Origin of the sequence: Exiguobacterium indicum HHS 31 (genome assembly GCF_001939065.1) — a bacterium.
GTDB lineage: Bacteria > Bacillota > Bacilli > Exiguobacteriales > Exiguobacteriaceae > Exiguobacterium_A > Exiguobacterium_A indicum.
In genome coordinates, this window is sequence record NZ_MPSZ01000001.1 from 1,257,515 (window position 1) to 1,281,856 (window position 24,342).

The window sequence follows — 24,342 nt, forward strand, 5'->3', positions numbered from 1 at the left end:
CTTTTTCAGTATGATGGTTTTATTCGACGCTTAAAATGTACGAATAAAGTGGTTGTTTGCCGTCGTGGACTTCCACTTCAGCATCCGGATTGACCGATTCGATGTACGCGACGAGTGCGTCAACTTCTTCTGTCGAGACGCCTTCACCGTAAAGAACCGTGATGATTTCGTCGTCCTCAGTGACGAGTGTATCGACGAGTTTCTTGACTGCACCAAGACTTGAAGCGTCCGTAGCGACGATTTGTTTTTCAGCAATCGCCATATGGTCGTCCTTCTTGATTTCTACACCATCGATGTTCGTATCACGTACGGCATATGTGACTTGTCCCGACTTAACGGCTGCAATCGCATCTGCCATGTGCGCTTCGTTCTCTTCGACAGTCGCTTCTGGATTATAGACGATTGTTGCTGCTAAACCTTGTGGAACTGTTTTTGATTTCACGACCGTCACACCACAATTCGCAACAGATGCTGCTTGTTCAGCGGCCATGATGATGTTTGAGTTGTTTGGATAGACATAAACGTGTTCAGCGTGTGCATCCTCGATCGCCTTAACGATATCTTCCGTCGACGGGTTCATCGTTTGTCCGCCTTCGATGACGACACTGACACCGAGTGATTTAAAGAGTTCGCTGATTCCTTCACCCATTGCGACTGTCACGAGGGCTGCTTTCGCTTTTGCCTTCGGTGCAGCGACTGGAGTGACTTGGTTCGCACCTTCTTCTTCAAGGATCGTCGAGTGTTGTTGACGCATGTTTTCAATCTTAACAGCGACGAGTTCACCGAAACGTTGTCCTTTTGTGATGACTTCTCCTGGTGTTTCAACGTGGACGTGAACTTTAAGGAGTTCTTCATCCGCTACGACGAGCAACGAATCACCGAATTCCGCTAATTCGTTCCGGAAGTCTTCTTCGCTGAACGGTGCATTCGCAAGCTTGTCATCTTGGAAACGAACCATGATTTCCGTGCAGTAACCGTAATGGATTTCTTCTGTCGACATGAAGCTTTGAGCCGTTTTATGATGCTCTGCTTCGACGAGTGCTTCCATGACAGGTGCATGCGGCTTGTCGAGTTCTTTTCCTTCGAGTGTTGCGAGGAATCCTTCATAGATACAGACGAGACCTTGACCACCAGAGTCAACGACGCCTACTTCTTTTAATACCGGAAGAAGTTCTGGTGTACCGTCGAGCGATACTTTCGAAGCTTCGACGAGTTGACGCATCAACTCTAAGAAATCCGTCGTCGTCTCAGATTGTGCGATAGCAGCGACAGCTGTTTCACGGGCAACCGTCAAGATTGTTCCTTCAACGGGTTTCATGACTGCTTTGTATGCAGTATCGACACCTTTTTGTAACGCATCTGCGAATTCCTTCGTATCAATCGTTGTTTTGCCTTCGATTGATTTCGAGAATCCACGGAACAATTGGCTTAAGATGACGCCAGAGTTTCCGCGCGCCCCCATCAATAATCCACGTGCGAAGACGTTTGCGACTTCCGATACAGAATCCGAAGTTGATTTACCTGCTTCTTTTGCACCTGAAGTCATCGTCAAATTCATGTTCGTTCCCGTATCACCATCTGGCACAGGGAAGACGTTCAATGAATCGACGAAATCTGCATTTTGATAGAGATTCGCCGCGCCATTTTGAATCATCTTGACTAACTGCGCTCCTGTTAAACGATCTACACTCACTAAAGTTTCCTCCTCTATTCCCGCCTTAGACATTCGTCAAGCGGACTCCTTGGACAAAGATGTTCACAGATGTCACGTCAAGACCTAGTGCCTGACTGAGCGTGTATTTCACGCGACTCTGTACGTTATTCGCCACCTCTGAGATTTTCGTTCCATAACTTACGATGATATGCATATCGATATGGACCTGCTCTGAAGCCTGTCGAACGATGACACCGCGTGCAAAGTTCTCACGTTTTAAGAGTTCAGCAAGACCATCCTTGATTTGAGACTGGGATGCCATACCAACGACACCAAAACATTCCATTGCCGCGCCGCCCGCAAGTTGCGCGACGACATCATTATCTACATCAATCTTTCCATAGGTCGTTTTCATCTCGATCGCCACCTGAGTAGCCCCCTTTGAATATTGTATTCTTCTCATAATTCTACTATAAGGACCTACTATTGAAAAGTCGCCGTACTGACTATACAATGAATAAGTGAAAAATAGTAGCGGTCAAATGAACTTTTACCATCATCCTCATCCATTATTTTAAATTTCGAGGTTGTCTGTCAAGTTTTTTTCTTGTCAGCTACTTTTTTTATGTTGCAACCGCCCTGACACCATGCTAAGATAGCAAAGTGTCTATTAGGACGAACGCAAAACAACATAAAAGGAGGCGGAACGCATGGCACGTAAATGCTACGTTACTGGGAAATCGCCAAAGTCGGGTAACAACCGTTCACACGCATTGAACAAAACAAAACGTACTTGGGGAGTCAACGTACAAAAAGTACGTATCCTCGTCGACGGTAAGCCGAAAAAGGTTTGGGTTTCAGCTCGAGCTCTTAAATCAGGTAAAGTCGAACGCGTATAAGGCGCAACCACCGGATGGGAATCTTCCCTTCCGGTTTTTTTATGCCCTCATTTATTTTTCTCATAAACTAATTGTCGCTTTTATTGAAAACGCTTACAATAGGAACGTACTTTATTTTGTCAGAATTGGGGGAAGTCATCATGCAACTCAAACGAGAGATGACGAGTCGACATCTGTTCATGATTTCACTTGGCGGAATCATCGGAACAGGCTTATTTTTAGGGTCAGGATTAACGATTTCACAAGCAGGACCTCTCGGGGCGGTCCTCAGTTACATCGTGGGTGGGACCATCATGTATCTGACAATGTTATGTCTAGGGGAATTAGCGGTCTATCTGCCGGTCTCGGGGTCATTTCAGACCTATACGACCCGCTTCATCGGACCAGGGATCGGCTTTGCCGTCGGTTGGATTTATTGGCTCGGCTGGGCCGTGACGGTGGCACTCGAAATCACAGCTGCCGGCAGTTTAATGGACCGCTGGTTTCCGAATGTACCCGTCGTCGTCTGGTGTACCGCCTTTACGGTCTTGCTGTTCGGTCTGAATGCCGTCTCCGCCAAAGCATTCGGTGAAGCTGAATTCTGGTTCTCGAGTTTGAAGGTCCTCGCGATCCTATTCTTCATCATTTTAGGTGGCGCTGCTTGGTTCGGCTGGTTACCGATGGAAGCAGATCGCCCAACATCGTTATTCGCTAACTTTACGGCAAGCGGTTGGTTTCCAAACGGGATTCTTGGTGTCTTGACGACGATGATCGCCGTCAACTTCGCCTTCCAAGGAACGGAATTGATCGGTGTTGCGGCTGGGGAGTCCGACACGCCAGAAAAATCGATTCCAAAAGCGATCCGCAATACAGTCTGGCGGACGTTCATCTTCTTCGTCTTATCGATTACGATCGTTGGTGCATTAATTCCGTATGAGACGGCTGGCGGAGTCAGCAGTCCGTTCATCATGGTCTTTGATGCGATCGGCATTCCGTACGCTGCTGATTTGATGAATATCGTCGTCTTGACGGCACTATTATCCGTCGGAAACTCCGGATTATATGCGGCGACTCGGATGTTATGGGCAATGGCGCAAGAAGGGATGATTTCAAAGAAATTATCTTACGTCAATGCACGTGGTGTGCCAATGCGTGCTTTACTCTTTACGATGATGTTCGCGATGTTATCGCTTCTGACCGCATTTTTCGCAGAAGATACCGTCTTCATTTGGCTCTTGTCCTTAGCCGGACTCGGGGCTCAAGTCGGCTGGATTTCGATCTCTGCTTCTCAGCTTGCATTTCGTCGTCAGTTCGTCCGAAACGGACACGATGTATCCGAACTGAAATTCAAGACACCACTCTATCCGGTGTTACCACTGATTTCGTTGACACTTAACGTCGTCGTCCTCGTCAGTCTTGCGTTTCAAGCGGATCAACGAATCGCTCTATACATCGGTGTTCCTTTCTTCCTTGTCATGTGGGGAAGTTATCATCTCTTCGTCAAAGGAAAACATCTATCCGCTCAAAGCGACATCCGTGTCGCCCCTTCTCAACTCGAAGAATAATTTCACACAAAAAGAGGTCGCGGAGTCATCCACGGCCTCTTTCCTATGATTGTGCTATTCCTTAAGCGTCCGCATCATCAATAGTTCTCCTTGATGGAGCTCTACCTTCGCTTCTGACGCACACCATTCATTACTGACGGTCAAGGAACCTCCGACCGGTACTGGATGTGCATCAAGTGGATATTTGACTCCGGATAAGCTTAAAGTCGATGGTACGAGTGGAATGAACGAAAGATAATAATAGCTCCCTGCTTCGACTGCATACGTTCCCTCAGCCAAGTATCGTACCTCTTCTCGTTTCGTCACGAGTCGTGCCTCTGGGTATCGCTTCAATAAATATACATTTTGGACGGTCATGTCGAGCCGCCCACCTGTCGCCCCGATAATGAAGGTATCCTCAAACTGTTTCTTCTCTGAGACTGTACGAAGTGCCAGTTCGAGATCCGTTTCATCTTTCTCGGCCGGATGAACGATTGCCCCTTCTGGTACATAACCAAGCGAATCAAAATCACCAATCGTCAGGTCGCATGTCAGCCCAAACGATTCAATCGTCTGAACACCACCGTCAACACCGACGATAAAATCACCTGGCTGACAAAACGTCCGTAAATCCGGCGCTTCTTCTCGCGGACCGGCACAGACGAGAATCGCCCGCATCTCAGACGCCTCGTGCCGAATAACGTAGTAAGCGTGGCGCAGTCGTGAATAAAAGACCCGCAACGACACCACAAAGAACGTAAGACGGTACCATGTATGTCGCGTTATAAATCAATGAATACGGTACGACTGGACCTTCGGCATACTCGGCAAAAAAGACGATTCCACTGATGACATGACAGATATAACGGAGTCCTGCGCCTAATAACGTCGCCAGGAGAACGAACGCCATCAAGCTTTTCTTTTGTCCATTGCGCGCGGCTAGTCTGACTTGACGCGCGAACAGACCACTTAATCCGACGACACCATACGCAATCGTATAGTCAAGCATCGGTTGAACGATCGTCAAGACTTGTGGAGCGAACATCAATTGAATCGTACCGACAAGCGCTCCCGTAACGACCCCTCCAACGACACCGTGGCGAAATGCCATGACGAAGATCGGTAACATCGCTAAGCTGATTGAGCCTCCTTGTGGCATTTTGAATGGAATCAGTAAATCAAAGACGACTCCGAGACTGGCGAAGATGGCAATTTCCATCATCATTTGTAACCGTTTCATGCTATTTTTCCTCCTTCATTGTACGAGAGGACGCAAAAAGGCAGTACGACGAACGCCGTACTGCCTGCGTGCGCCACATCCCTACGTCCGTTTGAACGGAACAGGTTCGAAGGGTTAAAGTCTAAAAGACTCCTCTCAGCCGCTTTTCAAGCGACACCCCTTGCGGTCATCATATTTCGTTTTCTCGTTCTTATTATACGGCAGCCCCTTGACGAATGCTAGTGATCGCTTCCGCATAATCTGGTGCATTGTAGATTGCTGACCCTGCGACGAGAACGTTCGCACCGTTATCGATGCAAAGCTTTGCCGTTTCCGGATTGACGCCACCGTCAATCTCAATTTCAAATGTCAGACCACGATCTGCTTTCATTTGCGCAAGTGCTGCGAGTTTCGGCATGACACGCTCGATGAAGGCTTGTCCACCGAAGCCCGGATTGACCGTCATCAATAAAACCATATCGACATCCTCAAGGACGTGTTCAATCGTTGATAATGGCGTATGGGGATTCAAGACGACTCCTGCCTTTGCGCCCGCTGCTTTGATTTGTTGCAAGACACGATGGACATGATTCGTCGCTTCGACGTGGAACGTCACGATGTCAGCCCCTGCCTTGACGAAATCTTCAACGAAACGTTCTGGCTGGTCGATCATCAAATGGACATCGAGAATCATATCCGTCTTTTGACGTAAGCTGCTAAGCACAGGTAATCCAAATGAGATGTTCGGTACGAACTGACCGTCCATGACATCAAAATGGATATAGTCCGCGCCTGCTGCTTCGACTGCTTTGACATCACGCTCAAGATTCGCAAAATCTGCTGATAAGATAGATGGTGCAATTTTAATCATCTTCAATACCTCCGGGCTCGATTCTTGATTTCGTCTATAAACATACCATAGTTCTCATAACGAGAGGACATGATTTCTTGGGCTTCGACGGCTTCCTTGACGGCACAACCGGGTTCATTCAAATGCAAGCAACCTCGGTATTTACAATCATCTTGTACAGCGACGAATTCAGGAAAACTCCACCGTACATCCTCGATTTCCATATCATACGGAAAATCGAGGTTCGAGAAACCTGGCGTATCGGCAATCAATCCTTCGGCAAGCGGCATTAATGTGACGTGGCGCGTCGTATGACGTCCGCGTCCGAGTGATTTCGAGATCGCACTTGTTTCTAAATCAAGAGAGGGCTCCAGTGCATTGAGCAATGAACTTTTCCCGACACCGGATTGTCCGGCGAGAACGCTCGTTTTTCCAGCAAGTAACGGACGGACTTGCTCAACACCCGTCAACGTCTCACTTGATGTCTCGATGACCGTATACCCAATCTTCCGGTAAGCGGCAATCGCCTCTCGGACAGCCGGTCCTTTGACTTCGTCAAGTAAATCCATCTTCGTTAACAGGATGACGGGTTGGATTTCCTTCGCTTCGATCAAGACGAGAAATCGGTCGAGTAGATGCGCTGAAAAATCAGGTTCTGCCGCCGAGACGACAAGCAACGCTTGATCGATATTCGCGACAGGCGGGCGTACTAAAAAGTTGTCCCGCTCCTTCACTTCGAGAATGTACCCGGTCTCACTTTCGATATGAAGCACGACTTCATCTCCGACGACTGGACTGATGCCGCGTTTTCGGAAATTTCCTCTTGCTCGTGAACGAACTTCTCCTTCTGGTGTCATGACATCATAAAAGCCGCCCTGCAGGCGTATGATCGTTCCTTCTCGATTCTCTTCGATGCGTTGTTCCGTCATCCTATGCACTCCTTTTTTATCACATTCATTGTGCGTCTTTTGCTTGATTGTACGTGATGGTTTTTGAACGATACACCGTATCGTCTTTATAGATCGTAATTTTGCCTTCTTCACCCGGATCAATCGTTAATGGCACGTCGAATGTCTCATCTTGATCAATTGATTCCTCGATGACGGTCCGCTTCCCTTTCGCGTCTTCCGTCTCGATTCGGATGACTTGTTTCGGCGGAGCCTCTTCTTCATCTTCACTAACAGCATCATAGACGACCTTTTCAGGGAACGTCGCCGTCACTGTTTTTTCTTCCTCACCTTTAGAGATGAAGACCGTCACGGAGTCGTTCGGCTCGACTTGTGCGCCAGCTTGCGGGAACTGACGGATGACTTGATCGAGTTTGACATCGCTAGAAAATTCTTGTTCGAACGTTCCGTCTAATCCTACTTTATCGAGATAAGCTTTTGCTTCATCACTCGATAAATTCGTCAAATCCTTCAACTCGAAAGAAGACGTCCCCTCAGATACAGTAATCGTAATCGTTTGTTCTTTCGCAATGACCTCCGTTCCAGCAGAAATTGACTGTCGAATCACATTTCCTCGATCGATTTCATCCGACTTCTCTCGCTCGACTTCGACTTTTGCGAATCCTGCTTCTTTTAGCGTTGCAATTGCTTCTTTTTCAGCTTCATCCGTCACATCCGGTACCTCAACCGGAGCACTACCAGTAGAAACGACCAAATTGACTGTCGAGCCCTTCTTGACCTGTGCTTTTTCACGAGGCGTTTGACTGATGACATCGCCTTCTTCGACCGTATCGCTACTCCGTTCCGTTGTCTCGACGACAAATCCAAGTTTCTCAAGCTTCGTTTCCGCATCGTCTCCATCCGTCTTGACGACAGATGGTACGGTGACCGTTGGATCCGGCCACATCGCGAACGTCGTAGCCGCCCCACCCAGTAAAAGGAGTAACAAGAGGATGATCCACCAGCGTTTTTTCTTTTTCTTTTCCGGTGTTTTCGGTTGAACAGTTGCGACGGCGGGTGATTCTAGTTCCGCTTTTGATTCTTCTGGCACTTGGACAGGTGATAAAACCATTGTCTTTTCCATCTCATCCTCTTCTGCGCCACGGATGCTTTCATTTGCCCGTTCGTCAGACAACGCCGTCACCATATCTACCTTAAACGCTGCGACGGACTGTTGACGGTCATGCGGTGCTTTTGCAAGCGCCTGCATGATACAGTTCTCGAGTGCTTGCGGCACTTTCGGATTCAAGACGGATGGGCGACGCGGTGTATCTTGCAGATGCTTTAAAGCGATCGCAACCGGTGAATCACCTTCGAATGGGACTTGTCCTGTGACGAGTTCGTATAAGACAGCACCAAGCGAATAGATATCCGACTTCTCATCCGCAAATTTACCTTTTGCTTGTTCCGGTGAAAAGTAATGGACGGACCCAAGAACGGACATCGTATGCGTCAGCGTCGCATTCGACATCGCCACAGCGATTCCGAAATCCGTTACTTTGACGGTACCATCTTCTCGAATCAACATGTTTTGCGGTTTGATATCGCGATGGATGATCCGGTGTGCATGGGCGTGATCAATCGCATCACAAATTTGAGCGATGATATCGACGGCCTGCGGCACAGGTAATGCTTGATTTTCACAAAATGTTTTTAATGTCATACCATCGATATACTCCATGACGATGTAATAGATGGCATCTTCTTCGCCTACATCATAGACGGCAACGATGTTTGGATGATTCAAGCTGGTAGCAGCATGCGCTTCACGTTCGAATCGACGAATGAACTGTTCGTCATGCGAAAATTCAGTCCGTAAAATCTTAATGGCAACATGACGCTTTAAAATCTCATCATAGGCTTGATAGACATTCGCCATCCCGCCACTTCCAACTAGCCGTTCTATGCGGTAGCGGTCATTTAATCGATCTCCGTATCGCATATTCAGACCCTCTTTCTTTCTTTGAACCGGATGGCGGCAATCGTAATGTTATCCGCGCCTCCTCGAGCATTCGCTTCTTTCACCAATCGTCCAACGATCTCATCAAGCGGCTCATCCTGTAAGATGATCTGTTCGATGACATCATCTGGCACTTCATCGGTCAACCCGTCACTACAGACGAGGACGAGGTCATAGTCTGGAGCATCTCTGACTTGAATGTCGACTTCGACTGTTTCGTTCGAGCCGACCGACCGTGTGATGACATTCTTACGTGGATGATTTTCGACTTCCTCATCCGAAAGTTCCCCCATTTGTCGTAACATGTTGACGTAAGAATGATCATCCGTCAATTGTTTTAACGCCGTACCTTCAAGGGCATAGACTCTGCTATCCCCAACATGACCGATGACGAGCAACTCCTCGACCCAGCATACGCAGGCAATGGTCGTTCCGACGATGGCAAGTTGCTCTTCTTTTGAAAACTGAAGAATCCGGGCATTTGCCTCGGCTACACGTTGTTCTATCCATTCAGACAATTCCATCGGACGATTTGGCATGAGTGAAAAGGATGCTTCAAATACCTCGCGAACAATTGCACTTGCGATATCGCCAGCAGCATGACCTCCCATACCGTCCGCAACGACGGCAAGACCACGTTCAGCGTTCCCGACGAGTAATACCGTATCCTCATTTTTAGTCCTGACTTTCCCAGTAGTCGAAAGGTGAGCTAACTCCATGACAGTCCTCCGTTCGTGTCAATCTTCTCGTTTTTTAAACGCGGCAATATAGAAGCCGTCCGTTCCGACTGTCGTCGGTAACAACTTGAGTTCTGCTCGATCCCCAATCAGATGTCGCACGGATTCCGGCATCCGTGCCGCAAAGGATGTATCAAATTCAAATCCTTGATCGAGAATGAACGCTGTCTGATCCTCGTTCTCGGTCGGATCAATCGTACAAGTCGAATAGACAAAGGTTCCACCCTTTTTAACGAGTGGTAAGACAGATGTCAGAATATCTCGTTGAATTTTCGGGAGTTGCTCGAGTTGTTCCGGGCGTTTCGTCCATTTGATATCTGGTTTTCTTCGAATGACACCGAGTCCTGAACAAGGTGCGTCGACAAGAATCCGATCAAACGATTCTACTTCAAAGCGGTCTCCTGCTTTACGAGCATCTAACGCTTCTGCTTGAACAGTCGTAAGACCTAATCGTGTCGCTTGCTGTTCAATCAATTTAATCTTATGTGGATGAAGATCAAGTGCCTGTAGTGTTCCCGTCGTCAAACCTTCAGCAATATGCATCGCTTTCCCACCAGGTGCGGCACAGCTGTCAAGTACATGATCAGATGTTTCTGCACCGAGTGCACGGGCGACGAGCATTGAGCTCTCATCCTGCAGAGAAAGATACCCACGGTCAATCAGATCCGTTTTTTGAACGCTTCCTCGTTCGATTTCGAGACCATCTGGCGCGACCGTAGATGGTTTTGCCGTCACACCTTGGTCGAGTAGAAGCTCGATCGCTTCCTCTCGCGTCGTCTTCGTCCGATTGATGCGAACCGTGACCGGTGCAGGTGTGTTATTCAATTGACAGATTTGAAGCGTTTCTTCCGGACCAAACAGTTCAATCCAGCGTTCGACGAGCCACTGCGGATGACTCGTTTCGATGCTGATTCGTTTTGCAACAGGCTCAATCTCAGCGAAATGGGGCATTCCCGCCCGTAATACATTCCGGAGCACTCCGTTGACGACTTTCGAGACGTGGACTTTCCCACGTTTTTTAGCAATCTCGACAGCTTCATGGATGACGGCATGATCCGGTACACGATCAAGATAAAACAATTGATACACACTCATCCGTAATAATGGACGCATGAACGGATCAAGTTTTTTCTGTTTCGCTAGATACGGCTCCAAAATATAATCCAGTGTCAATTCACGACTGAGCGTCCCGTAGACGAGTTCTGTGAACAAGCCGACATCCGTTGCTGAGATAGCACGCTTTTCAAGCATCTGGTGAACTGTGATTGTCGAGAAGGCACCACCTTGACCAATTTTCATTAGTGTCGCTACTGCTGCGTCACGTACGTTCATGCGTTCTCACCTACTTGTTGTCCGAGTTCAAGCGATTGACCGATCCCGCGCATGAACGTGGCACCATCCATCCGTTTTTTTCCGGACGGCTGTAAGTCGATCAGCTTCAACGCTGTTTCCGAACCTGTCGCGATGACGGGACCATCCGTCTCTAAAGCAATGATTTCACCTGGTCGTCCCGTTCCTTTGACTTTCGTCGCGAAAAAGACTTTCAATCGATCATCACCAAGCATCGTGTACGTACTTGGGAAAGGATTCATTCCTCGGATTTGATCATAGAGTGTCTCACCCGGTAACGTAAAATCAAGCCGTTCCCGTTCACGTGAGATATTCGGTGCAAACGTCGCTTCTGCCTCGACTTGTGCTTCCGGTGTCAATTCACCTGCGAACAAACGCGGTAACGTCTCAAGCAACAGACGCGCTCCTGCGTCCGCTAATTTTTCAAACATCGTTCCAACTGTATCGTTCTCTTCAATCGGAACGATGATTTTTGACAACATATCACCGGCATCCAATCGATCGACCATGTACATGATCGTCACGCCTGTCTCTTTTTCACCATCGATGATTGCTTGATGAATCGGTGCACCGCCACGATATTTCGGTAAGAGTGACGCATGGACATTGATCGCCCCAAAACGTGGTGCTTCCAAAATCACCGTCGGTACGATCTGACCGTAAGCTGCCGTGATGATGAGATCTGGTTTTAAATCGAGAACATCTTGATAATCCTCGCGAATCCGTTTCGGTTGCAACACAGGAATATCGTGCTCCATCGCGACGAGTTTCACTGGTGTCGGTTTGACTTCCCGTTTTCGTCCGACCGGCTTATCGGGTTGTGAGACGACACCGACGACGTCATATCCGGCATCGATCACTTCACGCAGTGTTCCTGCCGCAAACTCAGGCGTCCCCATGAAGACGACGCGCGGTTTTTCTTGCTCGACGAGTTTATCCGTGAACAGGACACCGTCTAAATGATCCATCTCATGCTGGATGGCACGTGCAAAAAAGCCGTTTGCTTTGATTTTGACCGTTCGTCCGAGTCGATCCTGCGACTTGACGACGATGCGGTCGAACCGTTCGACAGGACCAAAGATGCCGGGCATGCTGAGGCATCCTTCGTCATCGATTTGTGAACCGTCGGCTTCGATGATTTCCGGATTGATCAGCTCGATCGGTCCGGTCTCATCATCCGTATGGACGACCGCAACACGGATCGGTTGATTGATTTGCGGTGCCGCTAAGCCGACACCATCATATTCATACATCGTATCGAACATCCGGTCGATCATCTTACCAAGTTTTTTATCGAACTTCGTGACAGGTTCACACACCTGTCGTAATACATCGTTGGGTACTTCTACTACTTTATACATACAGACACCTCACATGAATACAAATGGATTCAAGTCGATCGCGACTTGTGTTTTTGACTTTTGACGACGGGCTAAGATATCACGAAGATGTGTCCGGACATCTTCCTGCCCTTTATGTTTAATTAAGACCTGTTGTCGGTACATATTCTTCAGTCGAGCAAGTGGCGCATCGAACGGTCCATTGACGACTAAATCCTCCGATTCGAAAGCCCGCAGCTCGGAAGCGATTTGTTGCGCTTCTGCTTGTGCTTCAAGTGGATGTGCCGCCGAGACCGTGATCAGACCAAGGAACCAGAATGGAGGGTGTCCCCCGAGTTTGCGCAACTGCATCTCCCGCTTATAGAACGTTTCGAAATCATGCTGTTTTGCCGTCTGAATGACGTAGTGTTCCGGATTATAGGTCTGGATGATCGACTGTCCGGCGAGTTGCCCCCGCCCGGCACGACCCGACACTTGCGTGATCAACTGAAATGTTCGCTCACTTGCCCGAAAATCCGGAATACCGAGCGTCGCATCGGCAGCGAGCACCCCAACGAGCGTGACATTTGGAAAGTCGAGACCTTTTGCGATCATCTGTGTCCCGAGAAGAATGTTTCCTTCCTTACGCTCGAAGGCATCGAGTAACTTCTCGTGTGCGCCTTTACGAGACGTCGTATCTTGATCCATCCGGATAATGCGCGCTTCCGGAATCAAATGCGCCAACTCTTCCTCGATCTTTTGTGTCCCAGTTCCGAACTGACGAATCTTCGTCGATTCACAGGACGGACAAGTTTTCGGCATCGCTGCCTCAAATCCACAATAGTGGCACTTTAAGCGATTTTCATGTTGATGATACGTTAAATTGACGGCACAATGCGGACATTGAAGCGTCTCCCCGCAATCCCGACATAAGACGAAGGTCGTGTATCCACGACGGTTCAAAAGTAATACCGTCTGTTCCCCACGCTCGATTCGTTCTTTGATGCCTTCGATGAGCGCGAGGCTGAACGGAGTCCGATTGCCCCGTTCAAGTTCCTTACGCATATCAACGATGTCGACCGGAGGCAGTTCTCCACCGAATCGTTCACGAAGCGGTAAGTAACGATAGACCCCTTTTTGTGCCCGCGCATATGTCTCGAGTAACGGCGTCGCGCTTCCGAGCACGACAGGACATCGATGATAGGCCGCACGCCATTTTGCGACATCACGCGTATGATAGCGCGGATTCTCTTCTTGTTTATAGGTTGTTTCATGTTCTTCATCGAGAATGATGATTCCGATATTCGTCAGCGGTGCGAACACGGCGGATCGTGCACCGACGACGACATCAACCTCACCTTGTGCGATTTTGCGCCACTCATCATACTTTTCTCCGAGCGATAGACCGCTATGCAAGACAGCGACCCGTTCTCCGAAACGACGTTTGAACCGTTTGACCATCATCGGTGTCAGACTGATTTCAGGGACGAGCAAGATCGCTTGTCTACCGCGTTCGAGTTGTGCATGAATCGATTCAAGATAGACTTCTGTCTTACCGCTTCCTGTTACGCCATGTAACAAAAACGTTCCGGTCTCCGCTTCAGCTGTTATCGCCGAGACGGCTTCCTGTTGCTTTTCCGTCAAAGAAGACGGCACAAAGATGTCTTGGACGAGATGCTCGTAAGGATTTCGCCGTACATCAATCGTCTCGACTTCAATGATGCCCTTTTTCTCGAGGGCGTTCAATGTTGCGCTCGTTGCGCCTGTCGCCTGCTTGATTTCACTCCAAAGCGCATTCGGAAATTCTTCGATATACGAGTAAAGTGCCGCTTGTTGGCTCGCTTGTTTCGTAAAAGTTGCCTGTTCCTCGAGGAGATGAATCCGTTTATCCGTTTTAGACGTCTTTTTCTCGCGAATGACCGGTTGAAGCGTCACGTCAGCTTGTTTCGCCGCTGTTAAGATGATTTGTTGGACTTCCGTTGGTAATTGACTCATTTTCTTACCATGATATGCCCGAAGTGGGCCCGACTCGACTATGACCAGTTTATCATAACTCACCTTCAAGGCAGCCGGCAGCATCGCAAGCAGTGCCGTCGCCTGAAAACACAATGTCGTTTCTGATAGATAAGCCGACAGCTCGAGTAATTCCTGCGTATAGGTCGGCGTCTCATCTAAGACACGAACGATCGATTTGACGTTCGTCAGATCAGATGTGGCTTTCGTCCCGACGACGATCCCAAGCAACGCACGTGGACCGAACGGAACCTCGACGCGCATCCCGGGAACGATCAGCTCCTGCCAAAGTTCCGGCACGGCATAATCAAATGGACGATCGACAGTGGCCGCTGCGACATCGACGATGACTTCAGCTATCATGCCAATGCCTCCGCAAATTGGCGCATGAGCGCTTTAGCGAGCGTCGATTTCAATTGTTGATCGTATCGCGTGACGGAATCATTCTTCCCGAAGACGACGACCTCATTTTCGTCGCTGACAAATCCGATGTCAGAACGAGAGACATCATTCGCGACAATGAAATCCGCCTTCTTTCGGACGAGTTTCTGTTTCGCGAACGTCTCGACGTCCGTCGTCTCCGCTGCAAATCCAACTAATACCTGATGTTGTTTCTGCTCACCGAGCGTCTTCAGAATATCCGTCGTCTCCTCGAGTTCAATCCGCAATGGTCCGTGAATTTTCTTCTGCTTCTGATCGTACTGGACAGACGGTCGATAGTCAGCTACGGCAGCGGACATGATGACGATGTCTTGCGTCTCATAGTCACGTAACATGGCTTCAAGCATCTCTTCCCCTGATTCAACAGCAATCGTCGCCATCCCGGTCGGTAATCCGATCCGAAGGGGACCATGGACGAGCGTGACATCTGCTCCTGCGTCTCGTGCCGCCTCTGCTAGCGCAATTCCAGTTTTCCCTGAAGAATCATTCGTCAAATAACGAACCGGGTCAATCCGTTCAACGGTCGGACCTGCACTGATCAAAACTTTTCGCCCAGCTAGATATTTTTCTTCAAAGAACGTTGAGAGTGTTGCGACCAAATCTTCTGGTTCCGGTAAACGACCTTTTCCGACCCAACCACATGCGAGATTTCCGACTCCCGGTGCAATCACCTGGACACCATCCTGCTTGAGTTGTTCGATATTGCGGACAGTCGCCGGATGTTCGAGCATGTTGACATTCATCGCCGGTGCGACGATGACGGGACACGTTGCTGCAAGGATCGTCGTCGTAATGAAGTCATCTGCGATCCCGTGCGCGAGTTTTGCAATCAAGTTCGCGGTCGCTGGTGCGACGACGATCAAGTCCGCTTCGTCCGCTAAATCGATATGGGCGATTTTTGACGGATCATGCTCGATGAAGACGTCATCATAGACCGCTTTTCGCGTCAGTGCTTCAAACGTCGTCTTACCGACGAATTGTTGCGCATTACGCGTCATCGCGACTTGAACGTGTGCGCCTGCTTGGACGAGTTTTGAAGCGAGTGCTGCTGATTTATAGGAAGCGATTCCACCGCCGACACACAGTAGAATGTTTCGGTTGGTTAACATGTAGGTGTCCTCCTTATTGAAAAAAACAGCCACGATGACAAGTGGCTGCTTCAAAATTAGTCTTGCGGTTGGTTCGTGACGGATACTTCTTCGAAATAAAGCTCTTCTAAAGCTTTCCCGACCGGTTTATGCGATTTTGGGTTCGTGACTCTCACGCGTTTCCCGTCTTGGATTTGACGCGCACGCTTAGCGGCAACTGTAACGATCGTATATTTCGATGGCACTTTCTTTTGAAGCTTATCAACTGATGGATATAACATATCACTTAACCTCCATGGCTTTTTTATATAGGGACGCGACACGTTCCCGACTGCAATGTTCCGCTGTGACGATCGCTTGAATTCGATCACAGGCTTTATGAATTTCGTCGTTCGTCACGACATAGTCATACGCATCCATCATCTCGATCTCTTCCTTAGCGACGAGAAGACGTTGCTTGATGACTTCCTCCGATTCCGTTCCACGCCCTACGAGGCGGTTCCGCAATTCTTGGAGGCTTGGAGGTGCAAGGAATAAGAAGACAGCTTCCGGAAAATGTTCTTTGACCTGCATGGCCCCTTGAACTTCGATTTCGAGAATGACGTCTTTTCCTTCATCTAGGATCTGGTTTACCCATTCGACAGGCGTTCCATAATAATTCCCTACGAATTCAGCATATTCCAAGAGTTGATTGTTCGCAATCATCTCTTCGAATTCTTCACGCGATTTAAAGAAATAGTGGACACCATCTACTTCTCCTTCACGCGGTTGGCGCGTCGTACAGGATACCGAGTAATGCAGATCGTTATCCTGATCTTCGCGCAAGGCACGACAGACCGTTCCCTTTCCGACACCACTTGGACCAGATAATACGAGTAATAAGCCACGCTCTTTGAAAATCACTTCAAAACCCCTCCATCTCACAAACTTCACATTGTTTCATATTAGCAGTAGAGACGGGAAGTTCGCAAGTCATCTTTTTTAGCTCGACTGCTTTATCATACCATAACGATGCCATTTCTGTTACCTTTAGAAAGTGAGAACGAAATCAAGAAAGAAGGTAATCGTATGGCTTTTGACGGATTGATGACGACACGCGTCGTCGAAGAACTCCAACCGCTCGTCGGAGGACGGATCAATAAGGTATACCAACCGTATACATTGGATTTAGTATTCCAGGTCCGGGCTGAGCGAAAAAACGTATTGTTGCTCGCCTCTGCGAATGCCATGTATGCACGGATGCACATTACGTCGGAAGCGGTCAGCAACCCGAGTGAACCCCCACTCTTCTGTATGATGCTCCGCAAACATGTCGAAGGTGGGTTCATCGAATCAATCGAACAACTCGAACGTGACCGAATCATCGTCTTACGCGTCCGGTCCCGGAACGAACTCGGTGATGAGGAAGCGAAAAAAATCTATGTCGAGTTGATGGGACGTCACTCGAACATCATTTTGACCGATGGACAAGATAAGATCCTCGATGCGATCAAACACTTGCCACTCAGTCAAAATACCTTCCGGACGATCATGCCAGGGATGACATACCAGCTTCCGCCGGCACAGGATAAAGTGGATCCGCTTACGGGAGATATCGAAAAGACCCTTCACCGAATCGACTGGAACGCTGGGAAACTCGATCGACAGTTACTTGGTCTCTTCAGTGGTCTATCTCCGCAAATTGCAAAGGAAGTCGTCACACGGGCAGGTCTCGCCAACCGGACGAATCTTGCATCTGCCTTTCAAGATGTCCTGAAGGAACTCGATGGTCCTTATGTCTTACAACGGATGGAAGGTGGTAAGGAACGCTTCGCGCCGGTCCGGCTAACGGAAGGATCCATCATCGACGAGAAGACGTTCGAGACGAGTGGTCAAGTCCTCGACGCCTTCTTCCATCAAAAAGCAAACCGCGATCGCGTCAAACAACAAGCAGCCGATCTCGAACGGTTCATCAAGAGCGAGTACGATAAGAATATCTTAAAGCGCTCAAAACTCGAAAAAGATTTAGAAGCGACGTTACGGATGGATGAGTGGAAACATAAAGGGGAACTGCTGACGACCTATCTTTATCAGCTCGAACGCGGGATGAAGGAAGCGACCGTCGTCGATTACTATGACCCAGATGGTGCTGAAATCACGATCACGCTTGATCCTCGTTTCTCGCCGAATGAGAACGCGCAACGTTATTACAAACGGTATAACAAATTAAAAACCGCCAAAGTCGAAGTCGCGCGTCAGCTCGAGAAGAACCAAGCTGAGATTGCGTACTTCGAAGGCTTACTTGCGCAACTCGATGTCGCATCCCCGGAAGACATCCGGGAAATGCGCGAGGAACTCGTCGAAGAAGGTTATCTGCGCGAACGACAAAAGAAGAAAAAGAAACCGCAGCTCCCACAACTCGAAGAATACCGTTCTTCGACTGGTCTTCCATTCTTCGTCGGAAAGAACAATAAACAAAATGATTACGCGACGTTCAAGTTCGGACGCAGGTCCGATACGTGGTTACACACGAAGGATATCCCGGGATCACACGTCATCATTCAAAGTGATGCACCGGACGAGACGACGTTGAAGGAAGCAGCGATCGTCGCGGCTTATTTCTCGAAGGCACGTGAGTCGAGCCAAGTCCCGGTCGACTTCACGGAACTACGTTATGTCAAAAAACCGAGTGGTGCAAAGCCCGGATTCGTCATCTACACGGATCAAACGACTCTTTACGTCACACCTGATCCAGATGTCGTCCAATCCTTACGTCAATGACGCTACACAAAAAAGCGCTGTTTTTCCTAATTGTTACTTAGGAGAAACAGCGCTTTTTCATCTTCACTTCATTTTTTCTAACTGTTCCCGGTAATCGAGCAAATGCCCATGAATGATATCCTTCGCCTCGCTTAATTCTTGATCGAATGAGAACATCGCCTGTTTTCGTTCGTGGGAGAAGATGACATCGTAATGATGGCTGAGTAAGAAATCAATTTCCTGACCGAGCGTCTTTTCCTGTTCTTCTGTCATCGGGATATCCCGATGACTGGCAATGCTTTCAAGCAAGACGAGCAACTTGTCTTCAAGATCGACAAGCTCTTTCAGTCGAATGAACGCTTCACTTTGACCGCTCGCCACTAGTGGATATTTTTGATCCTCTTGAAGCATCAACATCATTTCCTCATGTTTGAGGATTTGTTTACGGACGGCAAGCAAGCGTCCATCATCTTGCACAAGACTTCGCCAATCTTCCATCAACTGTTGCGTCGTTTTTTTGACGAGCAAGAGTAAACGATCCTCATAGTGTGGCGGGAAGACGATGTAATTGACGAGGACGGCAGATAACACACCGACGACGGTCAACAACGACCGTGATAAGGCATAGTGGACGTAGTCAGCGGTCGGGCTCTCGAACATCAAGACGATTGCAAAGGCAGCAAACGTCGACATATCCGTTCGTCCAATCATCGAATTGAGAACGAGCGAGACGACGACGGCGAGTCCGATCGTCAGTGGATTGGCGCCAAGCGTCGCAACGATCGCGAGTCCACACATCAGTCCGAGTACCGTTCCGAAAATCCGATTGAAGACGATTTTAAATGAGCGATGAATCGTCGGTTGCATCGCAACGATGGCTGCGACAGCCCCCATTCCTGAATAAATACCGAATACATACCAAGAGATGCTGAGTGCAAGAGCTACCGCGATACCGGTCTTGATCGTTCGAAGTCCAATCCGAAACTTTAATTTCACTCGAGCGTCACCTGCCCGACTTCACTATTGACTGTCACTTCCGGTTTTTCTTGTTTCGACAGTTCATAAATCGTCTCATCCTTATTCTTTTGTTTCGTATATCGGTCAGAGGCTTTAATATCGCCTCCCGTGTCGATCGTAATCGTACCGGCTGATTTATCTGGTTTTAGCTTCGTCGCGCCGTCAATCGTCGTGACGTCAAGACTCAACTTCGCCATATAGTCTGCCAGCGAGACACTCTCGCCTGTCACCTGCGCATGTACGGCGTCCATTTCCTTGACGGAAATCGCACGTGTTGCATTCAGTGTAATCTCATCACCTTTTACTTTATCGAGACTCATCGCTTCTCCATCCATCTCGATCGTTTTTGCGTAGATGCCCATCCCTTTCAGTGTACCGGCATCGACATCAACACGGTTCATATAACTTGGTAATCCTACTTGAATCGTATAGTCTGCTGTTTTCTCGCTCGGACGATTGCCAAGTCGAGACAGCCAACCATCTCGTCCTGTCACCGTCACCGTATTCGTCGATGTACTGATTTTCAGTCGCTTCCCACTCGACGCACTATCGACGAGTTTGATTTGGACGTTTCCGTCTGTGCTTCGAACGAATTGTACCGTTGCGTGCGGCGCCTCGATGGCGAGAGATTTATAGCGATTCGTCGTCTTAAATGACTCGCCGCGCGATAACAATTCCGTTGAGACGAGTAATGTGATCGAATAGATGACGACAAGTCCGAGAATGACACCACCGTATAAGTAGATTGGCCGTTTCACTGGTCCTTTTTCTCCAATCCGGTTCAATCGTGCATCCATCTTTTGTTTTTGTTTATTTTTTAAGCGTGTGAACGACGATTGTTTTCGTTTTCGCACACTCCTACTATTATGTTCTTCCATGTCAGCCCCTCCATCTCATGTCTTCCATTATTCCGAATATCCGAATCGGCTGTCAACAGCCCCTTTCTTATCATAGAAGAAGTTCACCGTTTCGCCATCGGGCGGAAGAAGGAAGGAGGTCAGAAAAACGGCAACAAAAAGGAGAGGAACCATGACGTTTCCTCTCCTTTACTTAAGAACGGATTATAATTCGAGTGACTCGCCAATCGCGAGTGGATGGCCCGTTTGACCTTGTGCTTCAATCTTTTCACAGAAGGCGTTCGCATCTTGTTTGATTAAATCAAATGTATCGTAGTGGATCGGTACGACGGCTTTCGCTTGCAACATATCTGCAGCAATCAACGCGTCGTCCGGACCCATCGTGAAGTTATCACCAATCGGTAAGAAAGCTAAATCGATTTCGTGATGGGCACCATAAAGAGCTAAATCCCCGAACAGTGCCGTATCACCTGCATGATAGATTTCCTTTCCTTCGATCGTCAGCAAGAATCCAGCCGGCATCCCCATGTACGTAATCGTCTGTTTTTCCTCATCGATGATACTTGATGAATGGAATGCCTGTGTCATCTTCACTTTACCAAACGGAAACTCAAACTGTCCGCCGAGGTTCATCGGGTGAACGTTGAGCCCTTTGAAACTCAGATACGTCGCCAGTTCATGAGTAGCAATGATTGTAGCTCCCGTCGCTTTCGCGATTCGCTCTGCATCAAGCATATGATCGGCATGCGCATGCGTCAAAAGGATGAAATCCGCTTTGACGTCATCGGGATTCGTCGTCGCTTTTTCGTTACCGCTAAAGAATGGATCGATGACGAGATGATGCCCGTTCGTCTCGATTGTTACTGTCGATTGTCCGTGATAAGTCAATTTCATGAGTGTCACTGCCTCTCGTTTAGGATTCGGATAATTGATTCCCTTCCCCCCACGCGCATAAACCTTTCATGGCCGGTTGCAGTGTAAATGCCGCCTCTGTCAATTTGTATTCGACGTGTAAGACGGCTTCATCATACTCAATCCGCTCGATCATTCCGAGTCGTTCAAGTTCTTTTAACTGATCGGTCAAGACTTTCCGAGAAATCCCGGGAATGGCACGTTGTAACTCTAAAAAACGTTTCGGACCGTTCTCTAACGTGCAATATAATTGTGGACGCCATTTTCCGCCGATGATGGCGAGCGCCCGATTGACCGGAAATTGTTCTGTCGACATGTTGTTCTCTCCTCCAGAGTAGTTACTTCAAAGTGCGTACTATGCAATCGAGTGTAGCGTAAGTTAGAGTATGCGTAAATCATTTTGCAAAAGGAGTGTTAAGCATGACGTATCCACGTAATTTTTCGCACATCGGTCTTTCCGTGCCGAATCTCGACGAAGCCGTCCGTTTTTATCAAGAGGTGATGGGCTGGTATATCATCATGGAACCGTCTGATGTCTTCGAAGATGATTCTGCCATCGGTGTCATGTGTACGGATGTCTTTGGTGCAGGGTGGAACAAGTTCCGGATTGCTCACATGGCGACAGGTGACCGCATCGGAATCGAGTTGTTCGAATTCCCGAACAATGAACAACCCGAAAACAACTTCGAATTCTGGAAAACAGGCATCTTCCATTATGCGATTCAAGATCCAGACGTCGAAGGACTCGTCGAAAAAATCGTTGCCCATGGTGGCAAACAACGGATGCCAATCCGCGAATACTATCCGGGAGACAAGCCGTATCGAATGGTCTACTGTGAGGATCCATTCGGTAACCTCGTCGAAATCTACTCTCACTCGTATGAACTCACGTATTCGGAAGGAGCGTATTAAACATGAAAGCATGGTTAAATCACTCAGGTACAGCCATTGGTCAATGGACATTTGAAGAGGTCGAGACGCCGACGCCAGGAGAAGGTCAAGCTTTGATTCGCGTCAAGACCGTCGCACTGAATCCCGTCGACTATAAGGCGACTAACAATCCAGCTTGGACGTTCCCGCATATTCCAGGCGTCGATCTAGCTGGTGTCGTCGAACAAATCGGACCCGGCGCAGAAGTGAAAATCGGCGATCGCGTAGCGATTCATACGAACCTGCAACGCGATGGTGCTTTTGCTGAATATGCACTCGTCGATACACGTGCCCTCGCCCTGATTCCGGAAGACATCTCATTCGCTGAAGCCGCTGCGATTCTTTGCGCAGGCATGACGGCCTATGAAGCCATCATTCAGAAGATGAACACGACAGGAAAAGAGACGATCCTCATTCATGCTGGTGCAGGTGGTGTTGGTGGCATCGGCATTCAACTCGCAAAACGCCTGGGTCTTTCAGTCGCAACGACTGCTTCGACGGAAAACCACGAGTGGGTCAAGCGACTCGGTGCCGATCTTGCAATCGACTACAAAAAAGAAAATGTCACGGATGTCATCCGCGATTGGACGAATGGTCGCGGCGCTGACTTGATTTTTAATACGGTCGGTCGAGATGAAGCAACAGCGGATCTCGGACGTCTTGCCTTCTCGGGGCAACTTGCCTTCATCGCCGGTGGTCCCGATCAGTCGGTCGTCAAGCCGTTCACGCTCTCCCCTTCGATCCATGAAGTAGCACTCGCGGCTGCTTATGCAAGCGAAGATGACCGTGCCATCCGAAACCTCGGTCATATGGCAAGCGAGTTATTAAAACTCGTCGCAGCAAAAGAACTAGATCCACTCGTCACAGAAGAGATTCCAGCAGCGGACATCGTCAAAGGATTGCAACGTCTATCTGAACGCCATGTCCGTGGTAAAATCATCGCTACATTCAATTGATTTCTCAGTTTGACATGAAACAGCCGATCGTCCTTAGATAACAGGATGATCGGCTGTTGTTGTACATATCAATGTCTAGACATGTCCAAGAAACAAGTGGCTCGATATTCATCGATAGCGCTCTTGTTTCTTGATATGTAAGGATCGCCCGACTAACTCGAAACCGACATGCTGATAGATCTTATTCGCTGTCTGGTTCGACCAATCGGTGTAGAGCGTCACGACCGGATAAGACTTTAGTAGATGTTCAGATAGTTTGGCGACGAGATAAGAGGCATACCCATTTCCACGCAGTTCTTTCGGCGTATAGACGTAAGAAATCGTAATCCCAGTTTGCGTCGGACGCGTTGCTGCCGCCATCGCGACAAGCATATCTCCACGAAACAGTCCGAACAAGCTTCCTTGCTGGATGTGGCGCGTCATCGACTGATGGAGTTGCGTAAGCTGTCGCTCAGAAGGTCGCGTTTCAACTTCATGTAAAAATCCGGACGCAAATGCTAAGGCTTGTTGTCTTTCATCGTCCGAAATCGGTCGGAAGACGACGTTTTCCGGAACAAGCGGCATCTCGACCTCTGTCAGTGTATACATCCCTTGTTCCATATGTACCTCATACATGGAATGTGGGAGTAAAAGCGGCGCTAAGATGGCCTGTTCTCCGACGAATCCTGGACTATCCAGAATTCGCGCGAGCTTTCGGATTCCTTCTTGCGAGAACACATCACCTGCGACGATGGCTTGCTCCGGTATCGTTTGCAATATGACGAGACGATGATCGTCTTCTTGTGCCGTTGCCATCAAGAGCGGTTCATCCCCACGTTCTAATATGCCAAGAATCAACTGATGGGTATCCGGACGTTCAAGCAAAAACGGGAGGACGACCTTTTTGAACTGTTCATAATCACGATAATGCGTCACCATAGTCGACGACCTC

Annotated in this window: 24 protein-coding genes, 1 pseudogene and 1 riboswitch; of the genes and pseudogenes, 5 read left to right on the forward strand and 20 right to left on the reverse strand. The window is 48.6% G+C overall.

Going from position 1 to position 24,342, the window contains the following annotated elements; genetic code table 11:
* Positions 1–19: 19 nt before the first annotated feature.
* A complete protein-coding gene (locus N179_RS06840) occupies positions 20–1,693 on the reverse strand; it encodes a DAK2 domain-containing protein (protein WP_369815311.1) in 1,674 nt (557 codons plus the stop codon).
* Positions 1,694–1,718: 25 nt separating this feature from the next.
* The gene (locus tag N179_RS06845) at positions 1,719–2,081 is read right to left on the reverse strand and encodes an Asp23/Gls24 family envelope stress response protein (protein WP_023468757.1); all 363 of its coding nucleotides are present in this window, start codon (positions 2,079–2,081) and stop codon (positions 1,719–1,721) included.
* A gap of 283 nt (positions 2,082–2,364) precedes the next feature.
* Between N179_RS06845 and rpmB the strand changes: the two genes are divergently transcribed.
* Together rpmB and N179_RS06855 are read left to right on the forward strand one after the other, a co-directional pair.
* On the forward strand, positions 2,365–2,553 hold the full coding sequence (gene rpmB / locus N179_RS06850; RefSeq protein ID WP_023468758.1) for a 50S ribosomal protein L28: 189 nt from the start codon (positions 2,365–2,367) through the stop codon (positions 2,551–2,553).
* Between the two features lie 140 nt (positions 2,554–2,693).
* Positions 2,694–4,097 (forward strand): amino acid permease, encoded by a 1,404-nt coding sequence (locus tag N179_RS06855; protein WP_023468759.1) that lies wholly within the window; start codon positions 2,694–2,696, stop codon positions 4,095–4,097.
* 54 nt (positions 4,098–4,151) lie between these two features.
* On the opposite strand, the gene N179_RS06860 is transcribed toward N179_RS06855, so the two are convergent.
* The 13 genes and pseudogenes from N179_RS06860 to gmk all read right to left on the reverse strand — a co-directional run bounded on the left by N179_RS06860 (position 4,152) and on the right by gmk (position 16,900).
* A complete protein-coding gene (locus N179_RS06860; RefSeq protein ID WP_035396754.1) occupies positions 4,152–4,754 on the reverse strand; it encodes a thiamine diphosphokinase in 603 nt (200 codons plus the stop codon).
* Between the two features lies 1 nt (position 4,755).
* The gene (thiT, locus tag N179_RS06865) at positions 4,756–5,316 is read right to left on the reverse strand and encodes an energy-coupled thiamine transporter ThiT (protein WP_023468761.1); all 561 of its coding nucleotides are present in this window, start codon (positions 5,314–5,316) and stop codon (positions 4,756–4,758) included.
* 61 nt (positions 5,317–5,377) lie between these two features.
* A riboswitch (TPP riboswitch) is annotated at positions 5,378–5,487 on the reverse strand.
* 22 nt (positions 5,488–5,509) lie between these two features.
* Positions 5,510–6,166, reverse strand: coding sequence for a ribulose-phosphate 3-epimerase (gene rpe / locus N179_RS06870; RefSeq protein ID WP_029342106.1), 657 nt, complete (start codon positions 6,164–6,166; stop codon positions 5,510–5,512).
* Between the two features lie 2 nt (positions 6,167–6,168).
* Positions 6,169–7,074 (reverse strand): ribosome small subunit-dependent GTPase A, encoded by a 906-nt coding sequence (rsgA, locus tag N179_RS06875; protein ID WP_023468763.1) that lies wholly within the window; start codon positions 7,072–7,074, stop codon positions 6,169–6,171.
* A gap of 25 nt (positions 7,075–7,099) precedes the next feature.
* A complete protein-coding gene (gene pknB, locus N179_RS06880) occupies positions 7,100–9,034 on the reverse strand; it encodes a Stk1 family PASTA domain-containing Ser/Thr kinase (protein WP_075642545.1) in 1,935 nt (644 codons plus the stop codon).
* 2 nt (positions 9,035–9,036) lie between these two features.
* Positions 9,037–9,771: a Stp1/IreP family PP2C-type Ser/Thr phosphatase gene (locus N179_RS06885; RefSeq protein ID WP_035396748.1), complete on the reverse strand. Its 735-nt coding sequence runs from the start codon at positions 9,769–9,771 to the stop codon at positions 9,037–9,039.
* Between the two features lie 18 nt (positions 9,772–9,789).
* A complete protein-coding gene (gene rsmB / locus N179_RS06890) occupies positions 9,790–11,121 on the reverse strand; it encodes a 16S rRNA (cytosine(967)-C(5))-methyltransferase RsmB (protein ID WP_075642546.1) in 1,332 nt (443 codons plus the stop codon).
* On the reverse strand, positions 11,118–12,038 hold the full coding sequence (gene fmt, locus N179_RS06895) for a methionyl-tRNA formyltransferase (RefSeq protein ID WP_244150222.1): 921 nt from the start codon (positions 12,036–12,038) through the stop codon (positions 11,118–11,120). Before fmt ends, rsmB begins: the two co-directional genes overlap by 4 nt.
* 72 nt (positions 12,039–12,110) lie before the next feature.
* Positions 12,111–12,500, reverse strand: a pseudogene (gene def, locus N179_RS17130) (peptide deformylase); the annotation flags it as partial.
* A 9-nt stretch (positions 12,501–12,509) separates the two neighbouring features.
* The gene (priA, locus tag N179_RS06900; RefSeq protein ID WP_075642548.1) at positions 12,510–14,834 is read right to left on the reverse strand and encodes a primosomal protein N'; all 2,325 of its coding nucleotides are present in this window, start codon (positions 14,832–14,834) and stop codon (positions 12,510–12,512) included.
* Positions 14,831–16,021, reverse strand: coding sequence for a bifunctional phosphopantothenoylcysteine decarboxylase/phosphopantothenate--cysteine ligase CoaBC (coaBC, locus tag N179_RS06905; RefSeq protein WP_023468769.1), 1,191 nt, complete (start codon positions 16,019–16,021; stop codon positions 14,831–14,833). Before coaBC ends, priA begins: the two co-directional genes overlap by 4 nt.
* A gap of 56 nt (positions 16,022–16,077) precedes the next feature.
* A complete protein-coding gene (gene rpoZ / locus N179_RS06910; protein WP_023468770.1) occupies positions 16,078–16,281 on the reverse strand; it encodes a DNA-directed RNA polymerase subunit omega in 204 nt (67 codons plus the stop codon).
* 1 nt (position 16,282) lies between these two features.
* Positions 16,283–16,900: a guanylate kinase gene (gene gmk / locus N179_RS06915; RefSeq protein ID WP_174316772.1), complete on the reverse strand. Its 618-nt coding sequence runs from the start codon at positions 16,898–16,900 to the stop codon at positions 16,283–16,285.
* A gap of 168 nt (positions 16,901–17,068) precedes the next feature.
* On the opposite strand from gmk, the gene N179_RS06920 reads away from it, so the two are divergent.
* The gene (locus N179_RS06920; RefSeq protein WP_050677513.1) at positions 17,069–18,760 is read left to right on the forward strand and encodes an Rqc2 family fibronectin-binding protein; all 1,692 of its coding nucleotides are present in this window, start codon (positions 17,069–17,071) and stop codon (positions 18,758–18,760) included.
* Positions 18,761–18,823: 63 nt separating this feature from the next.
* On the opposite strand, the gene N179_RS06925 is transcribed toward N179_RS06920, so the two are convergent.
* From N179_RS06925 to N179_RS06940, 4 genes are all read right to left on the reverse strand, one after another.
* A complete protein-coding gene (locus N179_RS06925) occupies positions 18,824–19,735 on the reverse strand; it encodes an FUSC family protein (RefSeq protein WP_058704466.1) in 912 nt (303 codons plus the stop codon).
* Positions 19,732–20,634 (reverse strand): DUF4097 family beta strand repeat-containing protein, encoded by a 903-nt coding sequence (locus N179_RS06930; protein ID WP_023468774.1) that lies wholly within the window; start codon positions 20,632–20,634, stop codon positions 19,732–19,734. The genes N179_RS06925 and N179_RS06930 overlap by 4 nt, the downstream gene beginning before the upstream one ends.
* Positions 20,635–20,817: 183 nt before the next feature.
* Positions 20,818–21,507 carry a metal-dependent hydrolase gene (locus tag N179_RS06935; RefSeq protein ID WP_023468776.1) on the reverse strand — a complete coding sequence of 230 codons (690 nt, stop codon included), beginning with the start codon at positions 21,505–21,507 and terminating at the stop codon, positions 20,818–20,820.
* 19 nt (positions 21,508–21,526) lie between these two features.
* On the reverse strand, positions 21,527–21,841 hold the full coding sequence (locus tag N179_RS06940; RefSeq protein ID WP_023468777.1) for a winged helix-turn-helix transcriptional regulator: 315 nt from the start codon (positions 21,839–21,841) through the stop codon (positions 21,527–21,529).
* A gap of 104 nt (positions 21,842–21,945) precedes the next feature.
* Between N179_RS06940 and N179_RS06945 the strand changes: the two genes are divergently transcribed.
* Together N179_RS06945 and N179_RS06950 are read left to right on the forward strand one after the other, a co-directional pair.
* Positions 21,946–22,437 (forward strand): lactoylglutathione lyase family protein, encoded by a 492-nt coding sequence (locus N179_RS06945; RefSeq protein WP_075642549.1) that lies wholly within the window; start codon positions 21,946–21,948, stop codon positions 22,435–22,437.
* Between the two features lie 2 nt (positions 22,438–22,439).
* Positions 22,440–23,411 carry a zinc-binding dehydrogenase gene (locus N179_RS06950; RefSeq protein WP_055968652.1) on the forward strand — a complete coding sequence of 324 codons (972 nt, stop codon included), beginning with the start codon at positions 22,440–22,442 and terminating at the stop codon, positions 23,409–23,411.
* A 108-nt stretch (positions 23,412–23,519) separates the two neighbouring features.
* Here N179_RS06950 and N179_RS06955 read toward each other — a convergent pair whose 3' ends face one another.
* On the reverse strand, positions 23,520–24,329 hold the full coding sequence (locus tag N179_RS06955) for a GNAT family N-acetyltransferase (protein WP_075642550.1): 810 nt from the start codon (positions 24,327–24,329) through the stop codon (positions 23,520–23,522).
* Positions 24,330–24,342 lie beyond the last annotated feature (13 nt).

Bases quoted from the DNA above. Each gene is read 5' to 3' on its own strand.
- N179_RS06935 (WP_023468776.1), bottom strand. From the start codon at position 21,507: ATGAAATTGACTTATCACGGACAATCGACAGTAACAATCGAGACGAAC.
- N179_RS06955 (WP_075642550.1), bottom strand. From the start codon at position 24,329: ATGGTGACGCATTATCGTGATTATGAACAGTTCAAAAAGGTCGTCCTC.
- fmt (WP_244150222.1), bottom strand. From the start codon at position 12,038: ATGGGGACGCCTGAGTTTGCGGCAGGAACACTGCGTGAAGTGATCGAT.
- N179_RS06860 (WP_035396754.1), bottom strand. From the start codon at position 4,754: ATGCGGGCGATTCTCGTCTGTGCCGGTCCGCGAGAAGAAGCGCCGGAT.
- rsgA (WP_023468763.1), bottom strand. From the start codon at position 7,074: ATGACGGAACAACGCATCGAAGAGAATCGAGAAGGAACGATCATACGC.
- rpe (WP_029342106.1), bottom strand. From the start codon at position 6,166: ATGATTAAAATTGCACCATCTATCTTATCAGCAGATTTTGCGAATCTT.
- rsmB (WP_075642546.1), bottom strand. From the start codon at position 11,121: ATGAACGTACGTGACGCAGCAGTAGCGACACTAATGAAAATTGGTCAA.
- thiT (WP_023468761.1), bottom strand. From the start codon at position 5,316: ATGAAACGGTTACAAATGATGATGGAAATTGCCATCTTCGCCAGTCTC.
- coaBC (WP_023468769.1), bottom strand. From the start codon at position 16,021: ATGTTAACCAACCGAAACATTCTACTGTGTGTCGGCGGTGGAATCGCT.
- N179_RS06945 (WP_075642549.1), top strand. From the start codon at position 21,946: ATGACGTATCCACGTAATTTTTCGCACATCGGTCTTTCCGTGCCGAAT.
- N179_RS06855 (WP_023468759.1), top strand. From the start codon at position 2,694: ATGCAACTCAAACGAGAGATGACGAGTCGACATCTGTTCATGATTTCA.
- pknB (WP_075642545.1), bottom strand. From the start codon at position 9,034: ATGCGATACGGAGATCGATTAAATGACCGCTACCGCATAGAACGGCTA.
- N179_RS06920 (WP_050677513.1), top strand. From the start codon at position 17,069: ATGGCTTTTGACGGATTGATGACGACACGCGTCGTCGAAGAACTCCAA.
- priA (WP_075642548.1), bottom strand. From the start codon at position 14,834: ATGATAGCTGAAGTCATCGTCGATGTCGCAGCGGCCACTGTCGATCGT.
- N179_RS06930 (WP_023468774.1), bottom strand. From the start codon at position 20,634: ATGGAAGAACATAATAGTAGGAGTGTGCGAAAACGAAAACAATCGTCG.
- rpmB (WP_023468758.1), top strand. From the start codon at position 2,365: ATGGCACGTAAATGCTACGTTACTGGGAAATCGCCAAAGTCGGGTAAC.
- N179_RS06950 (WP_055968652.1), top strand. From the start codon at position 22,440: ATGAAAGCATGGTTAAATCACTCAGGTACAGCCATTGGTCAATGGACA.
- N179_RS06885 (WP_035396748.1), bottom strand. From the start codon at position 9,771: ATGGAGTTAGCTCACCTTTCGACTACTGGGAAAGTCAGGACTAAAAAT.
- rpoZ (WP_023468770.1), bottom strand. From the start codon at position 16,281: ATGTTATATCCATCAGTTGATAAGCTTCAAAAGAAAGTGCCATCGAAA.
- N179_RS06940 (WP_023468777.1), bottom strand. From the start codon at position 21,841: ATGTCGACAGAACAATTTCCGGTCAATCGGGCGCTCGCCATCATCGGC.